General features: G+C 66.7%; 23 protein-coding genes. 9 read left to right on the plus strand and 14 right to left on the minus strand.

What is annotated here, in order from left to right; genetic code table 11:
- Positions 1 to 39 precede the first annotated feature (39 nt).
- The 4 genes from HGK58_RS02450 to HGK58_RS02465 all read right to left on the minus strand — a co-directional run bounded on the left by HGK58_RS02450 (position 40) and on the right by HGK58_RS02465 (position 4,665).
- Complete coding sequence (locus tag HGK58_RS02450; protein ID WP_168625950.1) at positions 40 to 1,350, minus strand: dihydrolipoamide acetyltransferase family protein; 1,311 nt, start codon at positions 1,348 to 1,350, stop codon at positions 40 to 42.
- Positions 1,351 to 1,360: 10 nt separating this feature from the next.
- A complete protein-coding gene (locus HGK58_RS02455) occupies positions 1,361 to 2,320 on the minus strand; it encodes an alpha-ketoacid dehydrogenase subunit beta (RefSeq protein ID WP_246865411.1) in 960 nt (319 codons plus the stop codon).
- Between the two features lie 83 nt (positions 2,321 to 2,403).
- Positions 2,404 to 3,489 carry a pyruvate dehydrogenase (acetyl-transferring) E1 component subunit alpha gene (pdhA, locus tag HGK58_RS02460; protein ID WP_210422673.1) on the minus strand — a complete coding sequence of 362 codons (1,086 nt, stop codon included), beginning with the start codon at positions 3,487 to 3,489 and terminating at the stop codon, positions 2,404 to 2,406.
- 75 nt (positions 3,490 to 3,564) lie between these two features.
- Entirely contained in the window at positions 3,565 to 4,665 is a 1,101-nt protein-coding gene (locus HGK58_RS02465) for a histidinol-phosphate transaminase (RefSeq protein WP_168625953.1), read from the minus strand.
- A gap of 58 nt (positions 4,666 to 4,723) precedes the next feature.
- On the opposite strand from HGK58_RS02465, the gene HGK58_RS02470 reads away from it, so the two are divergent.
- Complete coding sequence (locus HGK58_RS02470) at positions 4,724 to 5,122, plus strand: phage holin family protein (RefSeq protein ID WP_349236160.1); 399 nt, start codon at positions 4,724 to 4,726, stop codon at positions 5,120 to 5,122.
- Here the strand turns inward: HGK58_RS02470 and HGK58_RS02475 are convergent.
- Positions 5,119 to 6,510: a hypothetical protein gene (locus HGK58_RS02475; RefSeq protein ID WP_168625955.1), complete on the minus strand. Its 1,392-nt coding sequence runs from the start codon at positions 6,508 to 6,510 to the stop codon at positions 5,119 to 5,121. The genes HGK58_RS02470 and HGK58_RS02475 overlap by 4 nt on opposite strands.
- Complete coding sequence (locus tag HGK58_RS02480; protein ID WP_168625956.1) at positions 6,500 to 6,772, minus strand: hypothetical protein; 273 nt, start codon at positions 6,770 to 6,772, stop codon at positions 6,500 to 6,502. The genes HGK58_RS02475 and HGK58_RS02480 overlap by 11 nt, the downstream gene beginning before the upstream one ends.
- A gap of 147 nt (positions 6,773 to 6,919) precedes the next feature.
- Between HGK58_RS02480 and HGK58_RS02485 the strand changes: the two genes are divergently transcribed.
- Together HGK58_RS02485 and purB are read left to right on the plus strand one after the other, a co-directional pair.
- Positions 6,920 to 7,444, plus strand: coding sequence for a low molecular weight protein-tyrosine-phosphatase (locus tag HGK58_RS02485; RefSeq protein ID WP_168625957.1), 525 nt, complete (start codon positions 6,920 to 6,922; stop codon positions 7,442 to 7,444).
- Positions 7,441 to 8,820: an adenylosuccinate lyase gene (gene purB / locus HGK58_RS02490; RefSeq protein WP_168625958.1), complete on the plus strand. Its 1,380-nt coding sequence runs from the start codon at positions 7,441 to 7,443 to the stop codon at positions 8,818 to 8,820. Before HGK58_RS02485 ends, purB begins: the two co-directional genes overlap by 4 nt.
- An 89-nt stretch (positions 8,821 to 8,909) precedes the next feature.
- Here the strand turns inward: purB and HGK58_RS02495 are convergent, their stop codons facing one another.
- The 7 genes from HGK58_RS02495 to rpsF form a co-directional block, all read right to left on the minus strand.
- Positions 8,910 to 9,158 carry a hypothetical protein gene (locus HGK58_RS02495; RefSeq protein WP_349236107.1) on the minus strand — a complete coding sequence of 83 codons (249 nt, stop codon included), beginning with the start codon at positions 9,156 to 9,158 and terminating at the stop codon, positions 8,910 to 8,912.
- 3 nt (positions 9,159 to 9,161) lie between these two features.
- Complete coding sequence (locus tag HGK58_RS02500) at positions 9,162 to 9,680, minus strand: DUF308 domain-containing protein (RefSeq protein ID WP_168625959.1); 519 nt, start codon at positions 9,678 to 9,680, stop codon at positions 9,162 to 9,164.
- A gap of 88 nt (positions 9,681 to 9,768) precedes the next feature.
- The gene (dnaB, locus tag HGK58_RS02505; protein ID WP_168625960.1) at positions 9,769 to 11,139 is read right to left on the minus strand and encodes a replicative DNA helicase; all 1,371 of its coding nucleotides are present in this window, start codon (positions 11,137 to 11,139) and stop codon (positions 9,769 to 9,771) included.
- A 443-nt stretch (positions 11,140 to 11,582) separates the two neighbouring features.
- A complete protein-coding gene (gene rplI, locus HGK58_RS02510) occupies positions 11,583 to 12,035 on the minus strand; it encodes a 50S ribosomal protein L9 (protein WP_168625961.1) in 453 nt (150 codons plus the stop codon).
- A 13-nt stretch (positions 12,036 to 12,048) separates the two neighbouring features.
- Positions 12,049 to 12,312, minus strand: a complete 264-nt coding sequence (gene rpsR, locus HGK58_RS02515; RefSeq protein WP_168625962.1) for a 30S ribosomal protein S18 — start codon at positions 12,310 to 12,312, stop codon at positions 12,049 to 12,051.
- Positions 12,313 to 12,345: 33 nt separating this feature from the next.
- A complete protein-coding gene (locus HGK58_RS02520; protein WP_168625963.1) occupies positions 12,346 to 12,831 on the minus strand; it encodes a single-stranded DNA-binding protein in 486 nt (161 codons plus the stop codon).
- Between the two features lie 3 nt (positions 12,832 to 12,834).
- Positions 12,835 to 13,197 (minus strand): 30S ribosomal protein S6, encoded by a 363-nt coding sequence (gene rpsF / locus HGK58_RS02525; RefSeq protein WP_168625964.1) that lies wholly within the window; start codon positions 13,195 to 13,197, stop codon positions 12,835 to 12,837.
- A 149-nt stretch (positions 13,198 to 13,346) separates the two neighbouring features.
- Here rpsF and HGK58_RS02530 point away from each other — a divergent pair, with 149 nt between their 5' ends.
- The gene (locus tag HGK58_RS02530; protein WP_168625965.1) at positions 13,347 to 14,429 is read left to right on the plus strand and encodes an inositol-3-phosphate synthase; all 1,083 of its coding nucleotides are present in this window, start codon (positions 13,347 to 13,349) and stop codon (positions 14,427 to 14,429) included.
- A gap of 82 nt (positions 14,430 to 14,511) precedes the next feature.
- Here the strand turns inward: HGK58_RS02530 and HGK58_RS02535 are convergent, their stop codons facing one another.
- Complete coding sequence (locus HGK58_RS02535) at positions 14,512 to 15,945, minus strand: CCA tRNA nucleotidyltransferase (protein WP_168625966.1); 1,434 nt, start codon at positions 15,943 to 15,945, stop codon at positions 14,512 to 14,514.
- Positions 15,946 to 16,025: 80 nt separating this feature from the next.
- On the opposite strand from HGK58_RS02535, the gene HGK58_RS02540 reads away from it, so the two are divergent.
- From HGK58_RS02540 to HGK58_RS02560, 5 genes are all read left to right on the plus strand, one after another.
- Entirely contained in the window at positions 16,026 to 18,020 is a 1,995-nt protein-coding gene (locus HGK58_RS02540) for a DUF6049 family protein (protein ID WP_168625967.1), read from the plus strand.
- On the plus strand, positions 18,017 to 19,663 hold the full coding sequence (murJ, locus tag HGK58_RS02545) for a murein biosynthesis integral membrane protein MurJ (protein ID WP_349236108.1): 1,647 nt from the start codon (positions 18,017 to 18,019) through the stop codon (positions 19,661 to 19,663). Before HGK58_RS02540 ends, murJ begins: the two co-directional genes overlap by 4 nt.
- A gap of 66 nt (positions 19,664 to 19,729) precedes the next feature.
- A complete protein-coding gene (gene trxB, locus HGK58_RS02550) occupies positions 19,730 to 20,677 on the plus strand; it encodes a thioredoxin-disulfide reductase (RefSeq protein WP_168625968.1) in 948 nt (315 codons plus the stop codon).
- A gap of 31 nt (positions 20,678 to 20,708) precedes the next feature.
- Positions 20,709 to 21,029, plus strand: a complete 321-nt coding sequence (trxA, locus tag HGK58_RS02555; RefSeq protein ID WP_168625969.1) for a thioredoxin — start codon at positions 20,709 to 20,711, stop codon at positions 21,027 to 21,029.
- A gap of 89 nt (positions 21,030 to 21,118) precedes the next feature.
- Positions 21,119 to 22,381, plus strand: a complete 1,263-nt coding sequence (locus tag HGK58_RS02560) for a PLP-dependent aminotransferase family protein (RefSeq protein ID WP_168625970.1) — start codon at positions 21,119 to 21,121, stop codon at positions 22,379 to 22,381.
- The last annotated feature ends 118 nt before the right edge of the window (positions 22,382 to 22,499 follow it).

The following is a 22,499-nucleotide window of genomic DNA, read 5'->3' on the forward strand; positions in this document are numbered from 1 at the left end:
GTCAAAAGACTCAGCAGCCAAGCCAGTCCAGGCGCGCGGTCAGTCGAGGAGAAGGGCGGGTTCCTCGATGATGCTCGCGACGTCGGCGAGGAAGCGGCTCGCGACGTCCCCGTCGACCACGCGGTGGTCGAAGCTCGCGCCGAGCGTGGTCACGAAGCGCGGACGCACCTCACCATCGACGACCCACGGCTTCTGCTTGATCGTGCCCAGCGCGACGATGGCCACTTCGCCCGGGTTGAGGATCGGCGTGCCGGTGTCCATGCCGAAGACGCCGATGTTGGTGACCGTGATGGTGCCGTTCGCCATGTCGGCCGGCTGGAGCCTGCCCTCCCTGGCGACGTTCGTCATGTGCTCGAGCGCCTGGGCCAGCTCTCGCAGCGACAACTCCTGCGCGTCCTTGACGTTCGGCACGACCAGCCCGCGGGGGGTCGCAGCCGCGAAGCCGAAGTTGACGTAGTTGTGCACGATGATCTGCTCGTCGGTCCAGGTCGAGTTGACCGTGGGGTTGCGGCGGACGGCCCAGATCATCGCCTTGGCCATGATGAGCATGGGGGAGACCTTGATGCCCGCGAAGTCCGCCGATGCCTTCAGCCGCGCGACGAACTCCATCGTGCGGGTCGCGTCGACGTCGACGAACACGCCGACGTGCGGTGCCGAGAACGCGCTGCGCACCATACCGGTCGCGATCGCCTTGCGAACACCCTTAACCGGGATGTACTCCTCCCGGTCGGCTCCCCACTCCGGAGTCTCGATATTGCGGAACACGCTCGCCTGCTGCGCATGCCGGATGACGTCGTCGCGGGTGATCTCGCCGACCAGTCCGCTGCCGGCCACCTCGGTCAGGTCGACCCCAAGATCCTTGGCGAGTTTCCGGATGGGCGGCTTGGCGATGACGGACGTGGCGGATGCCGCCGGCACGGCGGTGAGCCGGCGGGTGCGCCGCTGGTTCCGTCGGGTTTGCGCAGCACCGGCCTTGACCCCGTAGCCCACGAGCACGGCGCCGGGCTTGTCCTCCGGCTCGCTGGTCACGCTGCCCGCAGCGTCGGCGAGCTCGTCGCGCACGGTCTCATCGACCGGCGCGGGGGCATCCGGTTGCCCGCCGTCGCCCTCGGTGATGACGCGGATGATCGGCGAGCCGACGTCGACCGTGTCGCCTTCGGCGACCAGCAGCTCGCGCACAACACCCTCGAACGGGCTGGGCAGTTCGACCAGCGACTTGGCGGTCTCGATCTCGACCAGCACCTGGTTGATCGACACGGTGTCGCCGGGCTTCACGCGCCAGGAGACGATCTCGGCCTCGGTGAGACCCTCACCCGGATCGGGCAGGAGGAACTCTGACGTTGTGCTCATTTCATGACTCCTAGTAGGCCAGCGCCCTGTCGACCGCTTCGAGCACCCGGTCTGCGTCCGGGAGGTATTGGGTCTCGAGCTTGGCCGGCGGGAACGGTGCGTCGAACCCGGTCACGCGCAGCACTGGCGCCTCGAGCGAGTAGAACGCCTTCTCGGCCACCGTTGCCGCGATCTCGGACGGGATGCTCGCGAATCCGGGGGCTTCGGAGGCAATCACCAGCCGCCCTGTCTTCTGCACCGATTCGAGGATCGGGCGGTAGTCGATGGGGGAAAGGGAGCGCAGGTCGACGACCTCGAGGCTCGCACCCTCCGCCTCGGCGATCTCGGCCGCCTGCAGCAGCACGCTGACCATCGCGCCGTGCCCGAGCACGGTGACGTCGGTGCCGGTGCGCACGACGCGGCTGGAGTGCAGCGGCGCGACGCTCGCCCGGAAGTCGACTGTGCCCTTCGGCCAGTAGCGGCTCTTCGGTTCGAAGAACATCACAGGGTCGTTGGAGCGGATCGCCTCCTGAATCATCCAGTAGGCGTCGTTCGGGGTGCTCGGGCTCACCAGTCGAAGGCCCGGCGTGTGGGCGAAGTACGCCTCCGGGCTCTCCTGGTGGTGCTCGACCGCGCCGATGTGCCCGCCGTACGGCACCCGGATGACCACCGGGAACGCCTGCGTCCCCTCGTGCCGGTTGGTGAGCTTCGCGAGCTGGGTGGTGATCTGGTCGAAGCCGGGGAAGATGAAGCCGTCGAACTGGATCTCAACCACCGGACGGTAGCCGCGCATCGCGAGTCCGATCGCGGTGCCGATGATGCCGGACTCCGCGAGCGGGGTGTCGATGACGCGCTTCGGCCCGAACTCGGCCTGCAGCCCCTCGGTGATGCGGAACACGCCGCCGAGCGGGCCGATGTCCTCGCCCATCAGCAGCACCTTGGGGTCGTCCGCCAGAGCCTTGCGCAGGCCGGCGTTCAGCGCCTTTGCCATCGGCAGCTCGGCGGTGGCCGGCGCCTCCGGTGTCTGCTCTGGATGTGCTGTGCGGACCTGGTCCTGCCCGGTCACGATGTCGCTCATGCGTCACCCCCGTACGACTGCTCGTAGTCGGCGAGCCACGCCTTCTGCTCCTCGGTCACCGGATGCGGCTCCGAGTAGACATGGTCGAACATGAGCGCAGGGTCGGGCGTCGGAAGCTCGAGGGTGCGGCGGCGGATGTCGGCGGCGAAGTCCTCGGCCTCCGTCTTCACGTTCTCAAAGAAGTTGTCGGTGGCACCCAGCGAGCGCAGCCAGGTCTCGTACCGGCTGATCGGGTCGCGCTCGGCCCAACTGGCCACCTCGGCGTCGCTGCGGTACTTGGTCGGGTCGTCCGATGAGGTGTGGGCGCCCATCCGGTAGGTGAGCGCTTCGATCAGGCGGGGGCCGGTGCCGCCGCGGGCCTCGTCCAGATTGCGCTTGGTGACCGCGAAGCTGGCGAGCACGTCGTTGCCGTCGATCTGCACGCTCGGTATTCCGAAGCCCTCGGAGCGCTGGTACAGCGGGGTGCGCGACTGCACGCTCACCGGAACCGAGATGGCCCAGTGGTTGTTCTGCAGGAAGAACACCTGCGGCGTGCGGTAGCTGGCCGCGAACACGAACGCTTCGCTCACGTCGCCCTGGCTGGTGGCGCCGTCGCCGAAGTAGACGATGGTCGCCTCGTCCTTGTCCGGGTCGCCGGTCGGGTCGCCGTCGAGCGCGATGCCCATCGCGAACCCGGTCGCGTGCAGCGCGTGCGAGCCGATCACGAGCGTGTACAGGTGGAAGTTGCCTCGCTGCTTGGGGTCCCATCCGCCGTGGGTGAGGCCGCGCAGCATCCGGATGATGTCGATCAGATCGACCCCGCGGATCATCGCGATCGCGTGCTCGCGGTAGGCGGGGAAGATGTGGTCCTGCGCCCGGGTGGCGTAGGCCGAACCAACCTGCGCCGCCTCCTGGCCCATGCTCGGCACCCACAGGCCCATCTCGCCCTGCCGCTGCAGGTTCGCGGCCTCGACATCGAAGCGGCGCACCACGACCATGTCGCGGTAGAACTGGCGCAACTGGTCGTCGTCGAGCGCGTCGATGTAGGGAAGATATTCGGCCGCGGCGCCGTCGGTGTTCAATCGTCCCTCTGGGGTGAGCAGCTGGACTGCCGATCGGGGTTCCGCCACGCGCGCCTCGTTCTTTCGGTTCTTGTGCGCCCCTGACGACGCAAGCTACTAATCTAACGCGGTGTTGCTGAGTGCCCTTGGTAGCTTCTCGACAACCTCCGCGGCGGCGGATACGAGTTTGTCGACAGACTCGGCCTCTCCGACGGACACCCGGATGCCGTCGCCGAGCATCCTGCCGACGATGCCGTGGTCGAGAAAGACGTCGTAGACGGCCTCGGTTTCTTCACCCGTGGCGAACCAGATGAAGTTGCCCTGCGGCTGCGGGGCACTCCAGCCCAGCGAGCGCAGCCGCTCCCACAGGTCGTCGCGGCGATCGACAAGTTCGGCGACGCGTTCGAGCAGCGTCGCCTCGTTGTCGAGTGCGGCCATCGCGCCGCGCTGGGCCGGCTCGGTGACGGACAACGGGATGGAGGTCGCGCGCACGGCGTCCAGGATGTACTCCGGTCCGATCGCGTAGCCGATGCGCAGGCCGGCCAGCCCGTACGCCTTCGAGAAGGTGCGCAGCACAACCAGGTTGGGGTAGCGGCCGATCAGCGTGGTGCCGTCCACGGCATCCGGGTCGGTGACGAACTCGGCGTAGGCCTCGTCCAGCAGCACCAGCACGGTCGGCGGCACGGCCGCCATGAACTTCTCGAACTCGTCGGCGGTGACGATCGTGCTGGTCGGGTTGTTCGGGGTGCACACGATGACCACGCGCGTGCGGTCGGTGACCGCTGCGGCCATCGCCTCGAGATCGTGGCTGTGGTCAGGCCGGTTCGGGACCATCACGCCGGTCGCACCGGCCACGGTGACCAGCCCGGGGTACGCCTCGAACGACCGCCAGGCGAACACCACCTCGTCACCCGGCGCAGCCGCGGCCTGGATCAGCGCCGCGAGGATGGACACCGATCCGGAGCCGACGTGGATCTCCTCGGTCGCGACCCCGAAGCGAGAGGCGAGCCGCTCACTCAACACCCGCGCCGCGGCATCCGGATACCGGTTGATCGATGCGCCCGCGATGGCCGCCAGCACCTCAGGGATAGGCGAGAACGGATTCTCGTTGCTCGAGAGCTTGAACGCGTCGGCCGGCGCCGGCTTGCCTTGCCGGTACGGCGCGGTGCTGAGAATCTCGGGCCGCAGCACGACTCGCGGCGAATCGGGGGACGTCATGACCTCAGCATATTCGGGCGTTTGCGGGCGAGCGGACGAGACCGGCATAGTTGGCGTCGTGAAGAGATTCCTCGTGCGGCTCATCGTCAACTCTGTCGCCCTGTGGCTGACAACCCTCATCGTTCCCGGCTTCACGGTCGAGTCCTACGAGTCCGGCAACACGGTGGCGACGGTGCTCACCTACCTGCTGGTCGGGCTGATCTTCGGCGTCGTCAACGGCGTAATCGGAAACTTCATCCGCATCGTCGCGTTCCCGATCTACATCCTGACCCTCGGCATCATCGCGATCGTCGTGAACGCGCTGCTGCTGCTGCTGGTGAGCTGGATCTCCGGGCTGCTCGGCTTCGGGCTGCAGGTGGAGAGCTTCTTCTGGGCCGGCGTCTTCGGCGCCATCGTGCTGGGCCTGCTCAGCTGGCTGATCAGCATCCTGCTGCGGCCGATCGTCGGCAAGCACTAGTCGCGCACTGCGCGGAAGACCGTTGAGGTGACCGTGCCTGCCGATCCGGCGTCGATGCTGGCAAGCACGCCCGCGATGCGGGCGTCGTCGGATGCGTCGACCAGGCCGGCGGTGTCCCGGTAGTTCGTGAGTTGGTGGGCGGGCAGCAGCTCACCGGCTGTCGGTGCCTGCCCGTCGTACAGCTGCCGGCGGACGAGCACCGGCTGGGAGGACTCGAAGCTGCCGCTGAGCGCGGGAACCAGGTCATTGGTGTGCTCGATCGCCAGGTACGGGATGGTGTGGGGAACCGCGATTTGCCCGGCGGGAGCGCCGACCGTGACGAGCCCCTCGGTGCTGAACTGGCCGGATGCTGCCAGCCCAGCGGCGATCATCCCGCCCTGCGAGTAGCCGGTGAAGACAACCGCGGAACCCGGCTCGACGCCGGCCTGCCGCATGGCGTCCAGCACCGCACGGTACGAACCGGAGTCGGCGCCGGCGAGCGCGCGCACGTTGCTGGTCATGTCCCAGGGCTGGCCGGCGGCTCCGGATGTGCCGGCGATGTAGACCTCGAACCGCGGCGCCTGGCCGGCGGTCTGGTAGCGGTCGATGCGCACCTGGTGCGGCTCGTCGGGGATCCGCCCGATGCGGTCCAGAGCACCGCGGGCTGGTGCGGCATCCGGCGCCGCGTGCTTGTGCACTCTCACCGCGGACTCGGTGAGCACGCCGGCTGCCGCGCCCGCCGCGCCGAAGAATGCCGCCGACGTGTCGACACCGGTGACCCCGAACCCCTCGTCGCCGAGCAGCCGGGCGAGCATCAGCGGAACGCCTGCCCGGCCGGCGCCGACATCGTCCGCGCTGAGGACGCCCAGCCGCACGAACTCGACGAACGCCGGGTCGGAGAGCACCCACGCCTTGGTGCCCAACCACTCCCGGGCGTTCTCGAACGCCCGCGCACGCGCTTCCTCGGGCAGCAGCAGACTGCCGGCCGCGGCCGCGGCGCCGAAGAAGATGGCGCCGTTCAGGGCGAGCACCGAGAGGATCGGGAGGAAGAAGCCGACACCGTAACCCAGCAGGGCGGCCAGTTCCTGGTTGCTGCGGGCAAGCATCCGCTCCTGTAACTCGAACTCGCTCGCAACGTTCGTCAGGCCACGAGAGAGGACGTCGGCGCTCTCCCGCGCCCGCGCGAGCGCCACGGTCGCGTCATCGATCGCCCGCTCCGCCAGCATCGCGCTGTAGGGGGCATCGGCGGCGACGAGCCCGGGCACGCCGATGAGGCGGTCGGCGACGGCGAGGTGGGCAAGGCAGCCGGTGAGTTCAGTGCTGAGGACGCGGTAGCGCTGTGCTGCCCTGACCAGCTCTGAGGTGTCAGCGCGGGTTCCGTGCGGGCCGATGACGAGATCATCCGACACGGTTCGCCAGGGTCTCGGATGCGCGGCGGCTGGCTTCGATGGCTCGGTACAGCGCGTCGGTGGCTAGTGCGATTTCACGGGCCAGGGCGTCGAGTTCGATGTCGAAGGCTCGTCGCGACGGTCCGCTCCAGGCGGATGCGGCGATCGGCTCGTTGCCTCGCTCGCAGGCTTCCCGCACCCTGCGGTGCACGAAAGCGACCTGCACCGCCTGCCGTTCGAGTCTGACGGCCAGCGCCACCGCGGTCGCGAGAGCCGAATCCACCGCAACCCCTTTCCACCGGCCCCAGTCTCCTGCTTCACTGGGTTCAGTCGCGATCGGCCCCAGCATCAACCCGAGAGATGTCGCGACAGGCACCGTGTGCGGGAGGAGTCGTCGCGTGCTTGCTACGAACCGGGGGAGAATAAGGCAATGAGCTTCGATCGCGCGTTCGACGAGTCGGCGCTCTTCAGGATCTGCTTCGTGTGCACGGGCAACATCTGCCGGTCTCCGATCGCGGAAGTCGTGTTCCGGGAGCTGGTGCGAAAAGCGGGTTATGCCGGATCGGTCGCGGTGACCTCCGCCGGCACCGGCGACTGGCATGTGGGCGAACCATCCGACGCGCGCACCCTTGCCGTGCTCGATCGCAACGGCTACGGGGGAGAGGGACACCGGGCGCGCCAGTTCGACGCCAGCTGGTTCGACCAACTGGACCTGGTCGTGGTGTTCGACCGCAGTCAGGAACGCATCCTGAAGTCCTGGGCGAGCAACGAACAGGATGCCGGCAAGGTGCAGTTGCTGCTCAGCTTCGACCACGAGCAGGCTGCAATGCTCGATGTGCCGGACCCGTACTATTCGGATGCGGCCATGTTCGACTCGGTATTGAGCATGATCGAGCGCGCGTGCGCCGCGCTGTTCCGGCAGCTCGAACCAGGAATCAGACGGAGAGTTTCATGACCCCATTGCCACCTCAGCCGATCAGCCCGCTCGATGGGCGCTACCGGCAGGCGGTTGTGGAACTCGGCGAGCACCTGTCGGAGGCCGCGCTCAATCGCGCTCGGGTGCAGGTCGAGGTCGAGTGGCTGGTGTTCCTCACCGACCGGTCGCTGTTCGGCTCCAGCGCGCTGACCGACGAGCAGAAGACGGCGCTGCGCGCCACGGTGGACGACTTCGGGCAGAGTGACATCGACGAGCTTGCGGCGCTCGAGGCCGAGACCCGCCACGATGTCAAGGCGGTCGAGTACTACCTGAGGCGGCGCGTCGACGAGCTGGGTCTGCAGGAAGTCGCGGAACTCGTGCACTTCGCGTGCACGAGTGAGGACATCAACAACCTCGCTTACGCCCTCACCATCAAGGCGGCCATCGATGACGTGTGGCTTCCGCGCTTCAGCGAGGTCATCGCCGCTCTCGAGGAGTTCGCGCGTGCCCAGCGGGATCAGCCGATGCTCGCCCACACCCACGGTCAGCCGGCAACGCCGACGACGTTCGGCAAGGAATTCGCGGTCTTCGCGTACCGGCTGCGGCGCATCGAGGCCCAGCTGGCGCAGGTCGAGGTGCTCGGCAAGTTCAGCGGCGCGACCGGCACCTTCGCCGCGCACCTGGCCGCCGACCCCGACCAGGACTGGGCAGCGCTGTCGAAGGAGTTCGTCGAAGGTCTCGGGCTGACCTGGAACCCGCTGACCACCCAGATCGAGTCGCACGACTGGCAGGCCGAGCTGTACCAGCGCGTCAGTCACGCGGGTCGCGTGCTGCACAACCTGTGCACCGATGTGTGGACCTACATCTCTATGGGCTACTTCACCCAGATCCCGCAGGCGGGCGCGACGGGATCGTCGACCATGCCGCACAAGATCAACCCCATCCGGTTCGAGAACGCCGAAGCAAACCTCGAACTCGCAAGCGCCTTGCTCGATTCGCTCGCGGCGACACTGGTCACCTCGCGCCTGCAGCGAGACCTGACGGACTCGACCACCCAGCGGAACGTCGGCGTCGCGCTCGGGCATTCGCTGCTCGCTCTCGACAACATCCTGCGCGGGCTGCGCGAGGTCGCGGTGAATCCGGATGCCCTCGCCGCCGATCTTGACGCGAACTGGGAGGTGCTCGGGGAGGCGATCCAAACGGTGATCCGCGCGGAGGTGACCGCCGGGCGCAGCTCGATCAGCGACCCGTACGCCCTGCTCAAGGAGCTCACCCGCGGCAAGCGGATCACGTCCGACGACTTGGCCGCGTTCATCCGGACGCTCGACATCGGCGAGGCAGCCAGGCAGCGTCTGCTCGCCCTGACGCCGGCCGACTACGTTGGCCTGGCCTCGTCCCTAGTCGACCGCCTCTAGGCGTCTCCGCCCCGCCGGGACAACCGCGCGCTGGTTTGTTGACCGCGCGCCACCTTAAACCCGCGCTCGGTCAGCGAAGGCGTCGTTTGTTACTCGTGAGGCGGCTGGTCGTCGTCGTCGCGCAGAACCTGGTCTTTGGAGGAGTTCGGCTTCTCGGAGAGCGCGAGCAGCGCGATGACGAGAATCGCGGCGATGAACGCGACCCCGAGGCCGATCAAGGCGATGGTCCAGTTGCGGGTGGAGAACAGGATCACGATCCCGGTGAACAGGGCGATGGCCCCGGAGAAGCCGAGAAGTTCGAGCGGACGCAGTCGGTCACGCATGCTGGGGGTAGCCACGGTTCATCCCTTGCTTTCTGCCGCCGGAGCGGCCCACTTCAGTGAAAGGCCGGCGATCGCGAGGAAGATCCCGACCATGATCGCGTAAGCGCCGAACAGCCCGACCGCCTGCACCGAATCCAGCGGCGCCAGCAGGAACACGAGCGCGGCGATCGCAGTGAAGCCGCCGACGGCGAGGAGGTCGCGATACGCCGGATTCCTGCCCTTCGCGCGCAGGCCGGCATAGAGCTCGAGGAACCCAGTCACTGCCGCGAACACGCTGAAGAGGAACAGGAAGAAACCGATCCCGCCACCGTTCACAGTGAGCGCGACGATGCCGACCACGATCGACACGACGCCCTGGATGAGCGAGATGGTGCGCAGCACGCGATCGTCCTGCCTGAACGCTCCCCACACCAGCACCGCGCCGGTCAGCACCGCGAAGGCACCCAGCATGAGCAGCCCGATCCGCGCACTGTGATCGGCAAGGAAGGTGATGGCAAGACCGACCGCGACGGCGGGCACTGCGCGAACAACCGGCACCTGCCAAGCGGAAGCAGTCTGCGCTGCGGACACTGAACCTCGATTACTAGAACGGACCAGCCAAGCCTAACGCCGCAGGCTTCGAGGCTTAGATCGGCGCCATGTCCAGGAAGCGCGAGAAGTGCCCCTGGAATGCCACCGTGACGGTGCGCGTCGGGCCGTTGCGGTGCTTGGCGACGATGAAGTCCGCCTCGCCGGCGCGCGGGTTGTCCTTCTCGTAGGCGCTCTCGCGGTGCAGCAGGATGACCATGTCGGCGTCCTGCTCGAGTGACCCGGATTCGCGCAGGTCGCTGAGCGCGGGCATCTTGTCGGCGCGCTGCTCCGGACCACGGTTCAGCTGCGACAGCGCGATGACCGGAACCTGCAGTTCCTTCGCCATCAGCTTCAGGGCGCGGGAGAATTCGCTGACCTCCTGCTGACGCGACTCAACCTTCTTGCCGCTCGTCATGAGCTGCAGGTAGTCGATGACGACCATCTTGAGGCCGACCTTCTGCTTGAGCCGGCGGCATTTGGCCCGGATCTCGACGAGGGTGAGGTTCGGGCTGTCGTCGATGTACAGCGGGGCGTCGTTGATGCGACCGCGTGTGCTTGCGATGGTGGTCCAGTCGCGGCTGTCGACGGTTCCCTTGCGCATGCTCTGCAGTGGCACCGCCGCCTCCGCGGAGAGCAGGCGCATCGCGATCTCACTGCGCCCCATCTCGAGCGAGAAGATGATCGTCGGCATGTCGTGCTTGATAGCCGCCGCGCGAGCGAAATCGAGCGCGAGTGTCGACTTACCCAGCGCCGGGCGCGCGGCGACGATGATGAGCTGTCCAGGGTGCAGGCCGTTCGTCAATTCGTCGAGTTCAGCGAAGCCGGTCGGAACCCCCGTCATGGATCCGTCGCTGCCCTTGGCCGCCTCGATCTCATCGATTGCGACGGTGACAGCCTCGGTTAGCGGCACGTAGTCCTCGGCCTGGACGCCGCCGGTGACCCCATAGATCTCGGCCTGAGCGTTGTTGACCAGGTCGACGACCTCGCCCTCGCTCGCGTACCCCATCTGCACGATGCGGGTGCCCGCCTCGACGAGGCGGCGCAGCACGGCCTTCTCGGCGACGATGCTCGCGTAGAAGCCGGCGTTCGCCGCCGTCGGCACCAGAGCGGTCAGGGTGTGCAGGTATTCGGCGCCCCCGGCGCGACTCAGTTCCCCGGACTTGGTGAGTTCGTCGGTCACCGCGATGACGTCGGTCGGCTCGCCGTGCGAGTAGAGCGACAGCACCGCCTCGAAGATGCGCTCGTGCTTGGGGATGTAGAAGTCTGTCGACCGCACCGTCTCGATGACATCAGCGACTGCGTCCTTGCTGAGCAGCATCCCGCCGATCGCGCTCTGCTCCGCGAGCAGGTCGTGCGGGGGCGTACGTTCACCCTGGCGGGTGTCAGAGGGGCGTTCGCCAGCCAAGCCGAGATGGGCTATCGACATTCACACCTCCACGCTCACAGGGGACCGATCGGGCAGCCACTGCGTCGAGCCGCTGCCGTGCTTCAAGTTGTATCCCCCGCCCACGACATTCGTGGGTTGCGCCCGCGTTGGCGAGCGCTGCTAAACCTTAGGAATCCGGATGCCCGGGCCACAACTACACCTGTGGACGGGCCTGTGGATAATTTGCGAGAAACGCCGACAACCTGTGTGGGGAAGCTGTGGAGAGATCTGTGGACGGATTGCGGCTTTCCTTAGCAAAAGTGCCTTTGATCAGCCTTTTTCTTATCCACGGCATGTGTGTAGAAACTTGTTTACAGTTGCGGTTGAGGGTTTGGGGCGTTCTTCCAGATTTTGTCCACAGGTGTCCCCCATTCGCGCCGCAAATGGGTGACGGCGGACCCCAAGGATGGGATCCGCCGTCGGCGTGTGATGCTACGCGCGCCCTACTTGGCTGCGACCACCTGAAGGGTGATCGTCGCCACGAGCTCGTCGCGCAGGCGAACGGTGGCCTCGTGGTCACCGGTCGACTTGATGGGGGAGATGATCTCCACCTTGCGCTTGTCGATCTCGCCGATGCCGGCCGCGGAGACCGCGTCCGCGACATCCGACGTCTTGACCGAACCGAACAGGCGACCGCCCGCGCCGGCCTTCACGGTCAGCTTGACCGGGTTGGCCTCGAGGCGCGCCTTGAGGTCCTGGGCTTCCTCGATCGTGGCGTGCTCGCGCGCGGCGCGGGCGGCCTTGATCGACTCGATCTGCTTCTCGCCACCGCGGGTCCACGCCACAGCGAAGCCCTGAGGGATCAGGTAGTTCCGGGCGTACCCGTTCTTGACATCTACGACGTCGCCGGGTGCGCCGAGGCCGGTGACCTCGTGCGTCAGAATCAGTTTGGACATTTCTCCGCGCCTCCTAACGGCCCGAGCCCGCGTACGGCAGCAGGGCCATCTCACGCGCGTTCTTGATGGCGCGGGCGATGAGGCGCTGCTCCTGCACGGAGACACCGGTGATGCGGCGAGCGCGGATCTTTCCCCGCTCGGAGATGAACTTGCGAAGGGTAGCGACATCCTTGTAGTCGATGACGCCGACCCGGATGGACTTCGCCGGGGCGGCGTTCTTGCCGCCCTTGGCACCACGGAGTGGCTTGCGGCGGTCGCCGCTTGACTTTCCTGCCATTGGTCTTCCTTAGTTAGATCGTGATCGAGGCCGTTAGAACGGCGTCTCGTCGTTGTAGTTGCCGGGCGTGTTCCACACGTCACCGGATGACGAGTCGACCGGTGCGGCTGCCGCCCACGGCTCGTCGGCGCCGGTGGAGCGTGCCCCGCCGCCGCCAGAAGTGCGCGTGAGCTGCGCGGTCGCGTAGCGAAGGCTGGGGCCGATCTCATCGACCTCGAGCTCCAGGCTCGTGCGCTTCTCGCCTTCCTTCGTCTCGTAGCTGCGCTGCTTCAGGCGGCCCTGTGCGATGACACGGCTGCCCTTGGTCAGCGAACCTGCGACGTGCTCGGCGAACTCGCGCCACACGCTGCCCCGGATGAACAGCGTCTCGCCGTCCTTCCAGTCGTTCGACTGACGGTCGAACGTACGCGGCGTGGATGCGATGGTGAAGTTCGCCACCGCGAGCCCGTTCTGCGTGTAGCGCAGTTCCGGGTCGGCGGTCAGGTTGCCGACAACGGTGATGACGGTTTCGCCTGCCATGGCTTACTCCGCGGCCTTGGCGCTCTTGCGAGCGGCCTTCTCAGCGGAGGCCTTCTCTGCGGCTGCGACCTGGGCGATCGCCTCTTCCGCGCGAAGGACCTTGGTGCGCATGACTGCCTCGGAGAGACGCAGCTGGCGGTCGAGTTCCTTGGTGGCAACGCCATCCGAGGTCAACTGAACGACGGCATAGATGCCCTCGCTCTTCTTGTTGATCTCGTATGCGAGTCGGCGCTTGCCCCAGATGTCGACCTTGTCGACGGTGCCACCCGCGTTGCGGATGACGCCCAGGAACTTGTCCAGGCTGGGTGCCACGGTGCGCTCATCGATCTCCGGATCGAGAATTACCATGAGTTCGTACTGATGCATAACTAACCCACCTCCTTTGGACTAGAACGGCCACAGACGGTCTGTGACAGGAGGGTTTTGGCATCATCACGCGACGTCAACGACGTACGCGCAACCTGCCTAGTGTAGTCAGATCCCCCTTTCTCGAGCAAGGAGAGTGCTTTCACCCAATGAGTCTTCGTGTTGCCATCGCCGGTGTCGGTAACTGCGCGAACGCGCTGGTGCAGGGGGTGGAGTTCTATCGCGATGCTGCAGCGGATGCGGTGATCCCGGGACTCATGCACAACCGCCTCGGGGGGTGGGCCGTCGGTGACCTCGAGTTCGTTGCCGCGTTCGACGTCGACGCGACCAAGGTCGGCGTCGACATCGCGGACGCCATCTGGGCGGGCAACAACGACACCATGCGCTTCGCAGAGGTCTCGGCGACCGGTGTGCTGGTGCAGCGCGGTCCGACCCTCGACGGTCTCGGCGAGTACTACCGCGACAGCGTGCAGGAGTCGGCGGCGGCAGCAGTGGACGTGACCGAGACGTTGCGCGCATCCGGAGCGGACGTCCTGGTGTGCTTCCTGCCCGTCGGCTCCGAGCAGGCGGCGAAGCACTACGCGCAAGCGGCGCTCGACGCCGGTGTCGCGTTCGTCAACGCCATCCCGGTGTTCATCGCCAGCGACCCCGAGTGGGCGGCGCGGTTCGAGCGGGCCGGCGTTCCCATCATCGGCGACGACGTGAAGAGCCAACTCGGGGCGACCATCACGCACCGCGTCCTCGCGCGGCTGTTCGAGGAGCGGGGCCTCGTGCTCGACCGCACCTACCAGCTGAACGTCGGCGGCAACATGGACTTCAAGAACATGCTCGAACGGTCCCGGCTGGAGTCGAAGAAAGTCAGCAAGACCCAGGCGGTCACCAGCAACATCAGCGCCCAACTCAACCCGCGGGATGTCCACGTCGGCCCGAGCGACCACGTGCCGTGGCTGAGGGACCGCAAGTTCGCGTACGTACGGCTCGAGGGCCACGGCTTCGGCAACGCGCCGACCAGCCTGGAGTACAAGCTCGAGGTGTGGGACTCGCCCAACTCCGCTGGGGTGGTGATCGACGCCATCCGGCTCGCGAAGCTGGCGCTCGACGCTGGGCTGGGCGGGCCGCTCGAGGCGGCATCCGCCTACCTGATGAAGTCACCGGCGACGCAGCACCCCGACCCCGAGGCGCGTGCGCTGCTCGAGGAGTTCATCACCGACCACCCCCGCGCCGCGGCCTGAAGCGCCCGCCGAGTTGCCCACTTCGGCCCCTGAAGACACCGAAAAGTGGGGCGGAAGTGGGCAATTGGCGGTTACGTGAGGGTCAGGCGGGGGAGCCGGATGCGCGCCACTCGCGCAGGCGACGGGTCGCCTCTTCCGCCCCGAGCGGCCCCTCGTTGAGACGCAGCTCCAGCAGGAACCGGTACGCCGCACCCACCTCCGGGCCCGGGCGCAGCCCGAGCACCTTCATGATCTCCTCGCCGTCGAGGTCTGGCCGGATGGCGTCCAACTCCTCCTGCTCGGCGATCGTCGCGATGCGCTCTTCGAGATCGTCGTACGCGCTGGCGAGCCGGTTCGCCTTGCGGCGGTTGCGGGTCGTGACGTCGGCACGGGTGAGGATGTGCAGCCGCTCGAGCAGCCCGCCAGCGTCGCGCACGTATCGTCGCACCGCGGAATCGGTCCAGGCGCCCTCCGTGTAGCCAAAGAACCGCAAGTGCAGCTCGATGAGCCGCGCGACCTCGGTGATCGTCTCCTTGTCGAAGCGCAGCTCGCGCAACCGCTTCGCCGCGAGCTTCGACCCGACGACGTCGTGGTGGTGGAAGGTCACCAACCCGCCAGGTTCGATGCGCTTGGTCGCGGGCTTGCCGATGTCGTGCAGCAGCGCGGCGAGACGCAGGGTGAGGTCGGGTGCGGCACCCGCATGCCGCTGTTCCTCGAGCGCGATGGCTTGGTCGAGCACGGTAAGGCTGTGCTCGTAGACGTCCTTGTGGTGATGATGCTCGTCAACCTGGAGCCGCAACGCCGGCAACTCTGGCAAGACATGCTGGGCCAGGCCGCTCGCGACCAGCAGTTCCAGACCGGGGCGGGGGCGGGCGGTCAGCAGCAGCTTGCTCAGCTCATCCCGGATGCGCTCGGCCGAGACGATGCTGATGCGCTCGGCCAGATCGCGCATCGCGACGGCAGTCGGCTCGGCCACGGTGAAGCCCAACTGCGACGTGAACCGTGCGGCACGCATCATCCGGAGCGGGTCGTCGCCGAACGAGACCTCGGGCTTGCCGGGCGTCGTGAGGCGACGGGACATCAGGTCCTCGATGCCGCCGGACGGGTCGATGAGCTTCATCTCCGGAAGACGCAGCGCCATCGCGTTCACGGTGAAATCGCGGCGTAGGAGGTCGCCCTCGAGCGTGTCGCCGAATTCCACGACCGGTTTGCGGGTCGCTCCGTCGTACGCGTCCGAGCGGTAGGTGGTGATCTCGACCGTGTGACCGTCGATCAGCGCACCGATCGTGCCGAAGGCCCGCCCGATATCCCACTGGGTCGAAGAGATCGGCCGCACAAGCGCCAGGATGCGGTCCGGTCGCGCATTCGTCGCGAAATCGAGGTCATTGATGGCCGTTCCGACGAAGGCGTCGCGTACCGGGCCGCCAACTAGGGCTAACTCTTCGCCCGCATCAGCGAAGGCGCGGGCCAGAGCGCTGACGTGAGGGGATGCGGCAAGTTCGCCAAGGCGCGCGATTGCGGTGGCGACGCTTTCCATGCGCCCAAGACTATCGAGGGCGCACGCGAATAGACTCGCTGGAGGTCGGCCACGGAATCCCGGGACCTTCCCTCGCGCCTATGAGAATATTTCCGCTACTCCTCGCCCTCGGCCTTGCCGTGACCGGCGCGGTGGCCCCGCTCGCCCCGGCGGCCGCCGTCGACGGCGTCTCGCTGACCATCACCCCCGCCGGCAACGGCGTCATCGGACCGGAAGCCGACCTGGTTGTGAACGGAACCGTCGTGAACGACGGCGCGGCAACCGATGCGGCGGCGGTCACCCTGCACGTCGCACGCACGCCGGTGACCGACCGAGCGGAGCTCCTGAAATGGCTGACCGCAGAAGAGCCGCCAGCCCTCGAGGTGGGGGCCGCCGTTGCGACCGCCAGCGTCCCGGCGATCGGCGCCGCGCAGTCTCGCGGGTTCAGTCTCAGCGTTGCCGCCGATGCTCTGGGGCTCGCCGAGTTCGGCAGCTACCCGATTCAGGTCCGGTACTCACCGCCGGGCGGCGAGCCGACGGTGGAGGAGGGCGCCATCGTGTGGAACCCCGGATCCACACCATCGTTCTCGCTGTCCGCCGCCGCCGCGCTCACCGTGCCGCCACCGGCATCCGGCCTTCTCGACGCCACACAACTAGGGGACTACACCGCCCCAACCGGTCAGCTCAGCCGGATGCTGGACGAGTACGTGACGAGCGGTGTCGCCATCGGCGTTGACCCGATGATCATCGCGTCGATCAGGCTGCTCGGCACCAACGCTCCGCCGTCGGCAACGGCATGGCTCGCGCGCCTGGCGGCGGTCCCCAACGAGACCTTCGCGCTCAGCTATGCCGACTCCGACCTCGGACTGCTGTCGCAATCAGGCGCGGGAGTCCTGACCCCCGTGGCATTCCGCATGGATCCGGCTGCCGTCCCGGCGCAGGAAGGCGCAACGGCGACCCCGGCACCGGTTGACCCGGCGGCACCGCCCGTCGATGAGGTCCTCGCGTGGCCGTACACGATCGATGGAATCGCCTGGCCACGGCCAGACACCGTCACGACGCCCGACCTGGCCACCTTCACCGCCGCGGGCTACACGACAACGCTGCTCAGCTCATCCGGGATCGACCGGGACAGCTTCACCTCCGCGGTCTCCATCGACGGCACCGCCGGTATCGTCTCGGACGACATCGTCGCGAATCTGATCTCCGAGGCGGTCGTGGCACCGTCGATGTCGGCCTGGCAGACGACGATGGCGCAGCTTGCAGCCTCGACGGCTGAGCTGGCCAAGACGCATCCCGGCTCGCCCGTGTTCGCCGCGCTCAACCGGGCGGCTGACGCGCCGCGCTTCGCCGAGACCTTCCAGGCACTCCAGTCCTTCCCCTGGGTGAATGAAGCAGTCCTGACCGAGACCATGGCCGCCGGTGCCAGCGCTGCAACGGTCTCTCAGGAGCTTGCCGACGACCCGCGAATGGCGACGGTGAACTCGCTCCTGCAGACCGAGGCGGCCGTCGCCAACTTCGCGACGGTGCTCGCCGACCCCACCCAGCTCACCGGCCCGAGGCGACTCGCCCTGCTGGCCACGGTGTCCAACCAGTGGGCGCTTGATGTTGCCGGCGGCGCAGCGCTGGTTGAGCAGTTCCGCACGGACGGGTTCGACATCCTGAATGCGATCAGCATCCCCAGCGGCAGCACCGTCAACCTGCTCTCCGACAACGGGCCCCTGCCGATCACCGTGAGCAACGCTCTCGCCTATCCCGCGACCGTGCACGTTTCGGTGAAGCCAGCGCGCGCCATCCTGAACGTCACGGAGGACCCGATCGTGCTCACGATCGAGGCGAACTCGCAGGCGAAGGCGTTCGTGCCGGTGCAAACGGTGGCCAACGGCCAGGTGCGCACGGTGGTCACGTTGTCGAGCCCCGCTGCCGTGCCGATCTCGCAGCCGGTGACGGTGTCGCTGAATGTCCAAGCGGGGTGGGAAACCGCGGCAACCTGGGTGCTCGCCGCTATCGTCGTGGTGATGTTCATCGCCGGTGTGATTCGGACCATTCGCAAACGACGGCGTGCCGTGCAGGAACCGGCACAGGAGGCCGCGTGAGCGAGACCGACGACGCCGCCGGCGTGCCGGACTCGAAGATCGGCCGCGCCAGCGCCGTGATGGCGACCGGCACGATCGTCTCCCGCATCCTCGGCTTCGTCAAGGCTGCGGTCCTCGCTGCGACGATCGGCCAGGTCGGCAGCGCGGCCGCCGACGCCTTCACGATCGCCAACGGTCTGCCGAACAACATCTATGCCCTCATTGCCGGCGGCATGCTGAGCGCCGTGCTGGTTCCGCAGATCGTGCGGTCGGCGCTGCACGCGGATGGCGGGCAGCGTTTCATCAACAAACTCGTGACGCTCGGGATCACAGTGTTCGTGATCCTCACAATCATCGCGACTCTGTGCGCACCACTGCTGATCGATCTGTACACCAATGATCCCGACCCCGAGGTCTTCGCCCTCGCGACGGCGTTCGCCTATTGGTGTCTTCCGCAGATCCTGTTCTATGCGCTGTACACCCTGCTGGGTGAGGTGCTCAATGCGCGCGGCGTCTTCGGGCCGTTCATGTGGGCTCCGATCCTCAACAACGTCGTCGCCATCGCGGGGCTGGTCGCCTTCCAGGTGCTGTTCGGGTCGGGGACCCAATTCCATAGTCCGGATGTCTGGACCCCAGGCATGGTCGGACTGCTCGGAGCGAGTGCGACGCTTGGCGTCGCGGCGCAAGCGCTCATCCTCGGTGTGTTCTGGAAGCGCGCTCGCCTGGGCTTCCGACCGGACTTCAAGTGGCGCGGTGTCGGCCTCTCCCGAACCGGACGCACGGCATCGTGGGCCTTCGCGATGATCCTCGTCACTCAGATCGCCGGAATCGTCCAGACGCAGGTGGTCTTCCAGGCAGCTGGTGCCGGCGCATCCGCAACAACGCTCCAGAACGCGTTCCTGATCTTCATGCTCCCGCACTCGGTGGTGACGGTATCGCTGGTCACCGCCTACTTCACTCGCATGAGCGGCCACGCGAGTGCCGGGAATCTCGCTGGCGTGCGCAGTGATGTGTCCTCGTCGCTGCGCTCGATCGGGCTCGTGATGGTGTTCGCGACCATCGCGCTCATGGTCGTCGCATACCCGGTGAGTGTCTTCTTCGAGAGCGATGTCGACAAGATCCGGGCGATGGGCAACGTCATCATCGCCCTGCTGTTGAGTCTCGTTCCGTTCAGCGCTGTTTTCGTCATGCAGCGCGTCTTCTATGCCCTCGAGGACACGAGAACCGTGTTTCTGATCGAGGTCGCCAAGCAATCGGTGTTCGTCGCCGGCGCGCTTGTGGCGGGCACCCTGCCGTTGGAGTGGATCGGCGTCGGCGTCGCGGTCGCCACCTCGATCGCCGTGACAGCACAATTGGTCATCACGTTCGCGGTGCTGCGGCGCAAGCTCGGTTCTATCGACGGGCGCCGGATCGCCGTTCGCTACCTCGAATACCTCGGCGCCGCTCTCGCGGCCGGAGTCGTCGGCTTCGGGTTGCTGTGGCTGCTCGGCGGCCTCTGGCCTGCCGGCTTCGCACTATCCGGAATGGGGGCAGCTGCCCTGACCATCGTCGGTCTCGGCACGCTCATGTCGCTCATCTACGTCGGCTTGCTCGCGCTGTTCAAAAATTCGGAGCTCGCCCCCGTGCTGCGTTCCCTTACCGAGCGTTTCAGCCGTTCCCGCTGAGTCGTCCGGAGGCGGAATAGTGCGTCCGTAGGATGTGTTATACCCGGCAGCGACAAGGAGATATACGTGCGCCAACTCATCATCATCGGCTCTGGGCCCGCTGGCTACACGGCAGCGATCTATGCTGCCCGCGCCAAACTCGCCCCACTGCTGATCGCCAGCTCCGTGCAAGCGGGCGGTGAGCTGATGAACACGACTGACGTCGAGAACTACCCCGGATTCCCGGACGGGATCATGGGTCCCGACCTGATGGAGAAGTTCCGTGCGCAGGCTGAGAAGTTCGGCACCGAGATCGTCCTGGATGACGTCGTCGACCTTGACGTGAGCGGGCCGGTCAAGAAGGTGACCCTCGGTTCCGGTCGAGTCGAAGAGGCTCTCGCGGTGATCTACGCCACCGGTTCCGCCTACCGCAAACTCGGGGTCGAGGGCGAAGACCGCTTGAGCGGCTACGGCGTCTCCTGGTGCGCGACCTGCGACGGGTTCTTCTTCCGCGAGAAGAAGGTGGCAGTCGTCGGCGGCGGCGACTCGGCCATGGAGGAAGCGACCTTCCTCACCAAGTTCGCCGACAAGGTGTACATCATCCACCGCAGTGAGACGCTCCGCGCATCCGAAATCATGCAGGAACGCGCATTCGACAACCCGAAGATCGAGTTCCTGTACAACAAGACCGTCGAGAAGATCGAGGGCGGCGCGTCAGTCGCATCCGTCACCCTTCGCGACACCGTTGACGGCATTCAGACCACGCTCGACCTGGACGGCCTGTTCGTGGCTATCGGCAGCGACCCGCGCACGCACCTGGTGCACGGCAAGCTTGAACTCACCCAGGATGGCACGGTGTGGGTCGATGGGCGCAGCTCGCGCACGAGCGTGCCCGGCGTGTTCGCCGCCGGTGACGTGCTCGACCCCATCTACCGCCAGGCGGTCACCGCGGCCGGCTCTGGAACCGTAGCCGCGCTTGACGCCGAGCACTACCTGGCCGCTCTCCCCAAGAATCTGACCACCGTCCCGGCGTAGTCCGGACCACCGAAGTAAGGAAGAACAAACCGTGAGCAAGAACGTCACCGACGCAACCTTCGCAGACGAGGTACTCAACTCCGACAAGACCGTTCTGGTCGACTTCTGGGCCGAATGGTGTGGCCCCTGCCGCGCCGTCTCCCCGATTCTCGACCAGATCGGCATCGAGCACGCCGACAAGATCGAGGTCGTCAAGCTCAACGTCGACGACAACCCGCAGATGGCGGCGAAGTACCAGATCACGTCGATCCCGGCGATGAAGGTCTACCGAGGTGGCGAGGTCGTGAAGACCGTGATCGGCGCCAAGCCGAAGCCCGCGCTCGAGGCGGACCTGGCCGAGTTCCTGGCGTAAGAATCGCCGGGCGGGGCTGCTCCTCAGCGGAGTTCAGCCCCAGCCGGGGCGCGTACCCTTGTTTACACACCAAGAAGGGACGCGCAGCAATGACCTCTGGCCGCCTCGGCAGCGACACCACCAACCTTGACCCGTGGCATGACAGCTACGCGGCAAGGACTGCCGGACTGAGCGCATCCGAGGTCAGAGCCCTTTTCGCCGTCGCATCACGACCGGAAGTTGCCTCGCTGGCTGGTGGTATGCCGTTCGTGTCGGCGCTGCCGCCCGAGTTGGTCTCCGGCGCGATCGACCGGGTCATGCGCGAGCAGGGGCCGGTCGCGCTGCAGTACGGCTCGGGGCAGGGTGTCCCCAAGTTGCGCGAGCAGATCCTCGACGTCATGGCGCTCGAGGGCATCAGGGCCAACGCCGACGACGTCGTCGTCACGACAGGGTCGCAACACGCGCTCGAGTTGATCGCGAAGCTCTTCCTTGACCCGGGCGATGTGGTTTTGGCCGAGGGACCGAGCTATGTCACGGCCCTCGTCGTCTTCAAGTCTTTCCAGGCCGCGATCGACCATGTTCCGATGGATGAGCACGGGCTGATCCCCTCTGCGCTGAGAGAGCACATCGCCCGGTTGCGCGCCGCCGGCCGTCGGATGAAGTTCCTGTACACCGTGCCCACGTTCAACAACCCGGCAGGCTTGACTCTCAGTGCGCAGCGACGCGTCGAGGTGCTGGAAATCGCTCGCGAGAACGGCATTCTGGTCATCGAGGACAACCCCTACGGGTTGTTGTACTTCGAGGATCAGCCGCCGCAGGCGATGCGCTCGCTCGATTCAGATGGTGTCATCTATCTGGGCACGTTCTCGAAGACGCTCGCGCCGGGATTCAGGGTCGGTTGGGTGCTCGCACCGACCGCGATCAAGGACAAGCTGGTGCTCGCAAACGAGGCCGCGGTCCTGTCTCCGAGCAACTTCTCCCAGCTGGTCATTTCCGAGTACCTTGCCAGCGCAGACTGGCGAGGCCAGATCGACACGTTCCGGGGTCTGTATCGAGAGCGCCGTGACGCCATGCTGTCTGCGCTCGAGGAGTACCTGCCTGGGTGCGAGTGGACGGTACCCGCCGGCGGATTCTATGTGTGGCTCACCCTGCCAGAGGGTCTCGATTCGCGCGCGATGCTGCCGCGTGCCATTGAGCAGCTTGTCGCCTACACACCCGGGACCGCGTTCTACTCCGACGGGGACGGCGCCGCCAACATGCGACTGTCGTTCTGCTATCCGACTCCCGAGTTCATCCGGGAAGGTGTCCGCAGGCTCTCCATCGTGGTTAACGCGGAACTCGCGCTGCGAGATGCGCACGCGAACCTGGCCTGAGGTAGCGAAGGAAAACCCCTGATCAGGGTTGGTTTTTGGGAGCGTTTCGACAGGATCAACCACACTCGAGCGCACACGCCTTCCCGAGAGGTCGCAAACGGTCCTTCCCCGCGCCAGG

Source organism: Cryobacterium sp. BB307, from assembly GCF_012274275.1.
In the GTDB taxonomy this organism is placed as follows: domain Bacteria; phylum Actinomycetota; class Actinomycetes; order Actinomycetales; family Microbacteriaceae; genus Terrimesophilobacter.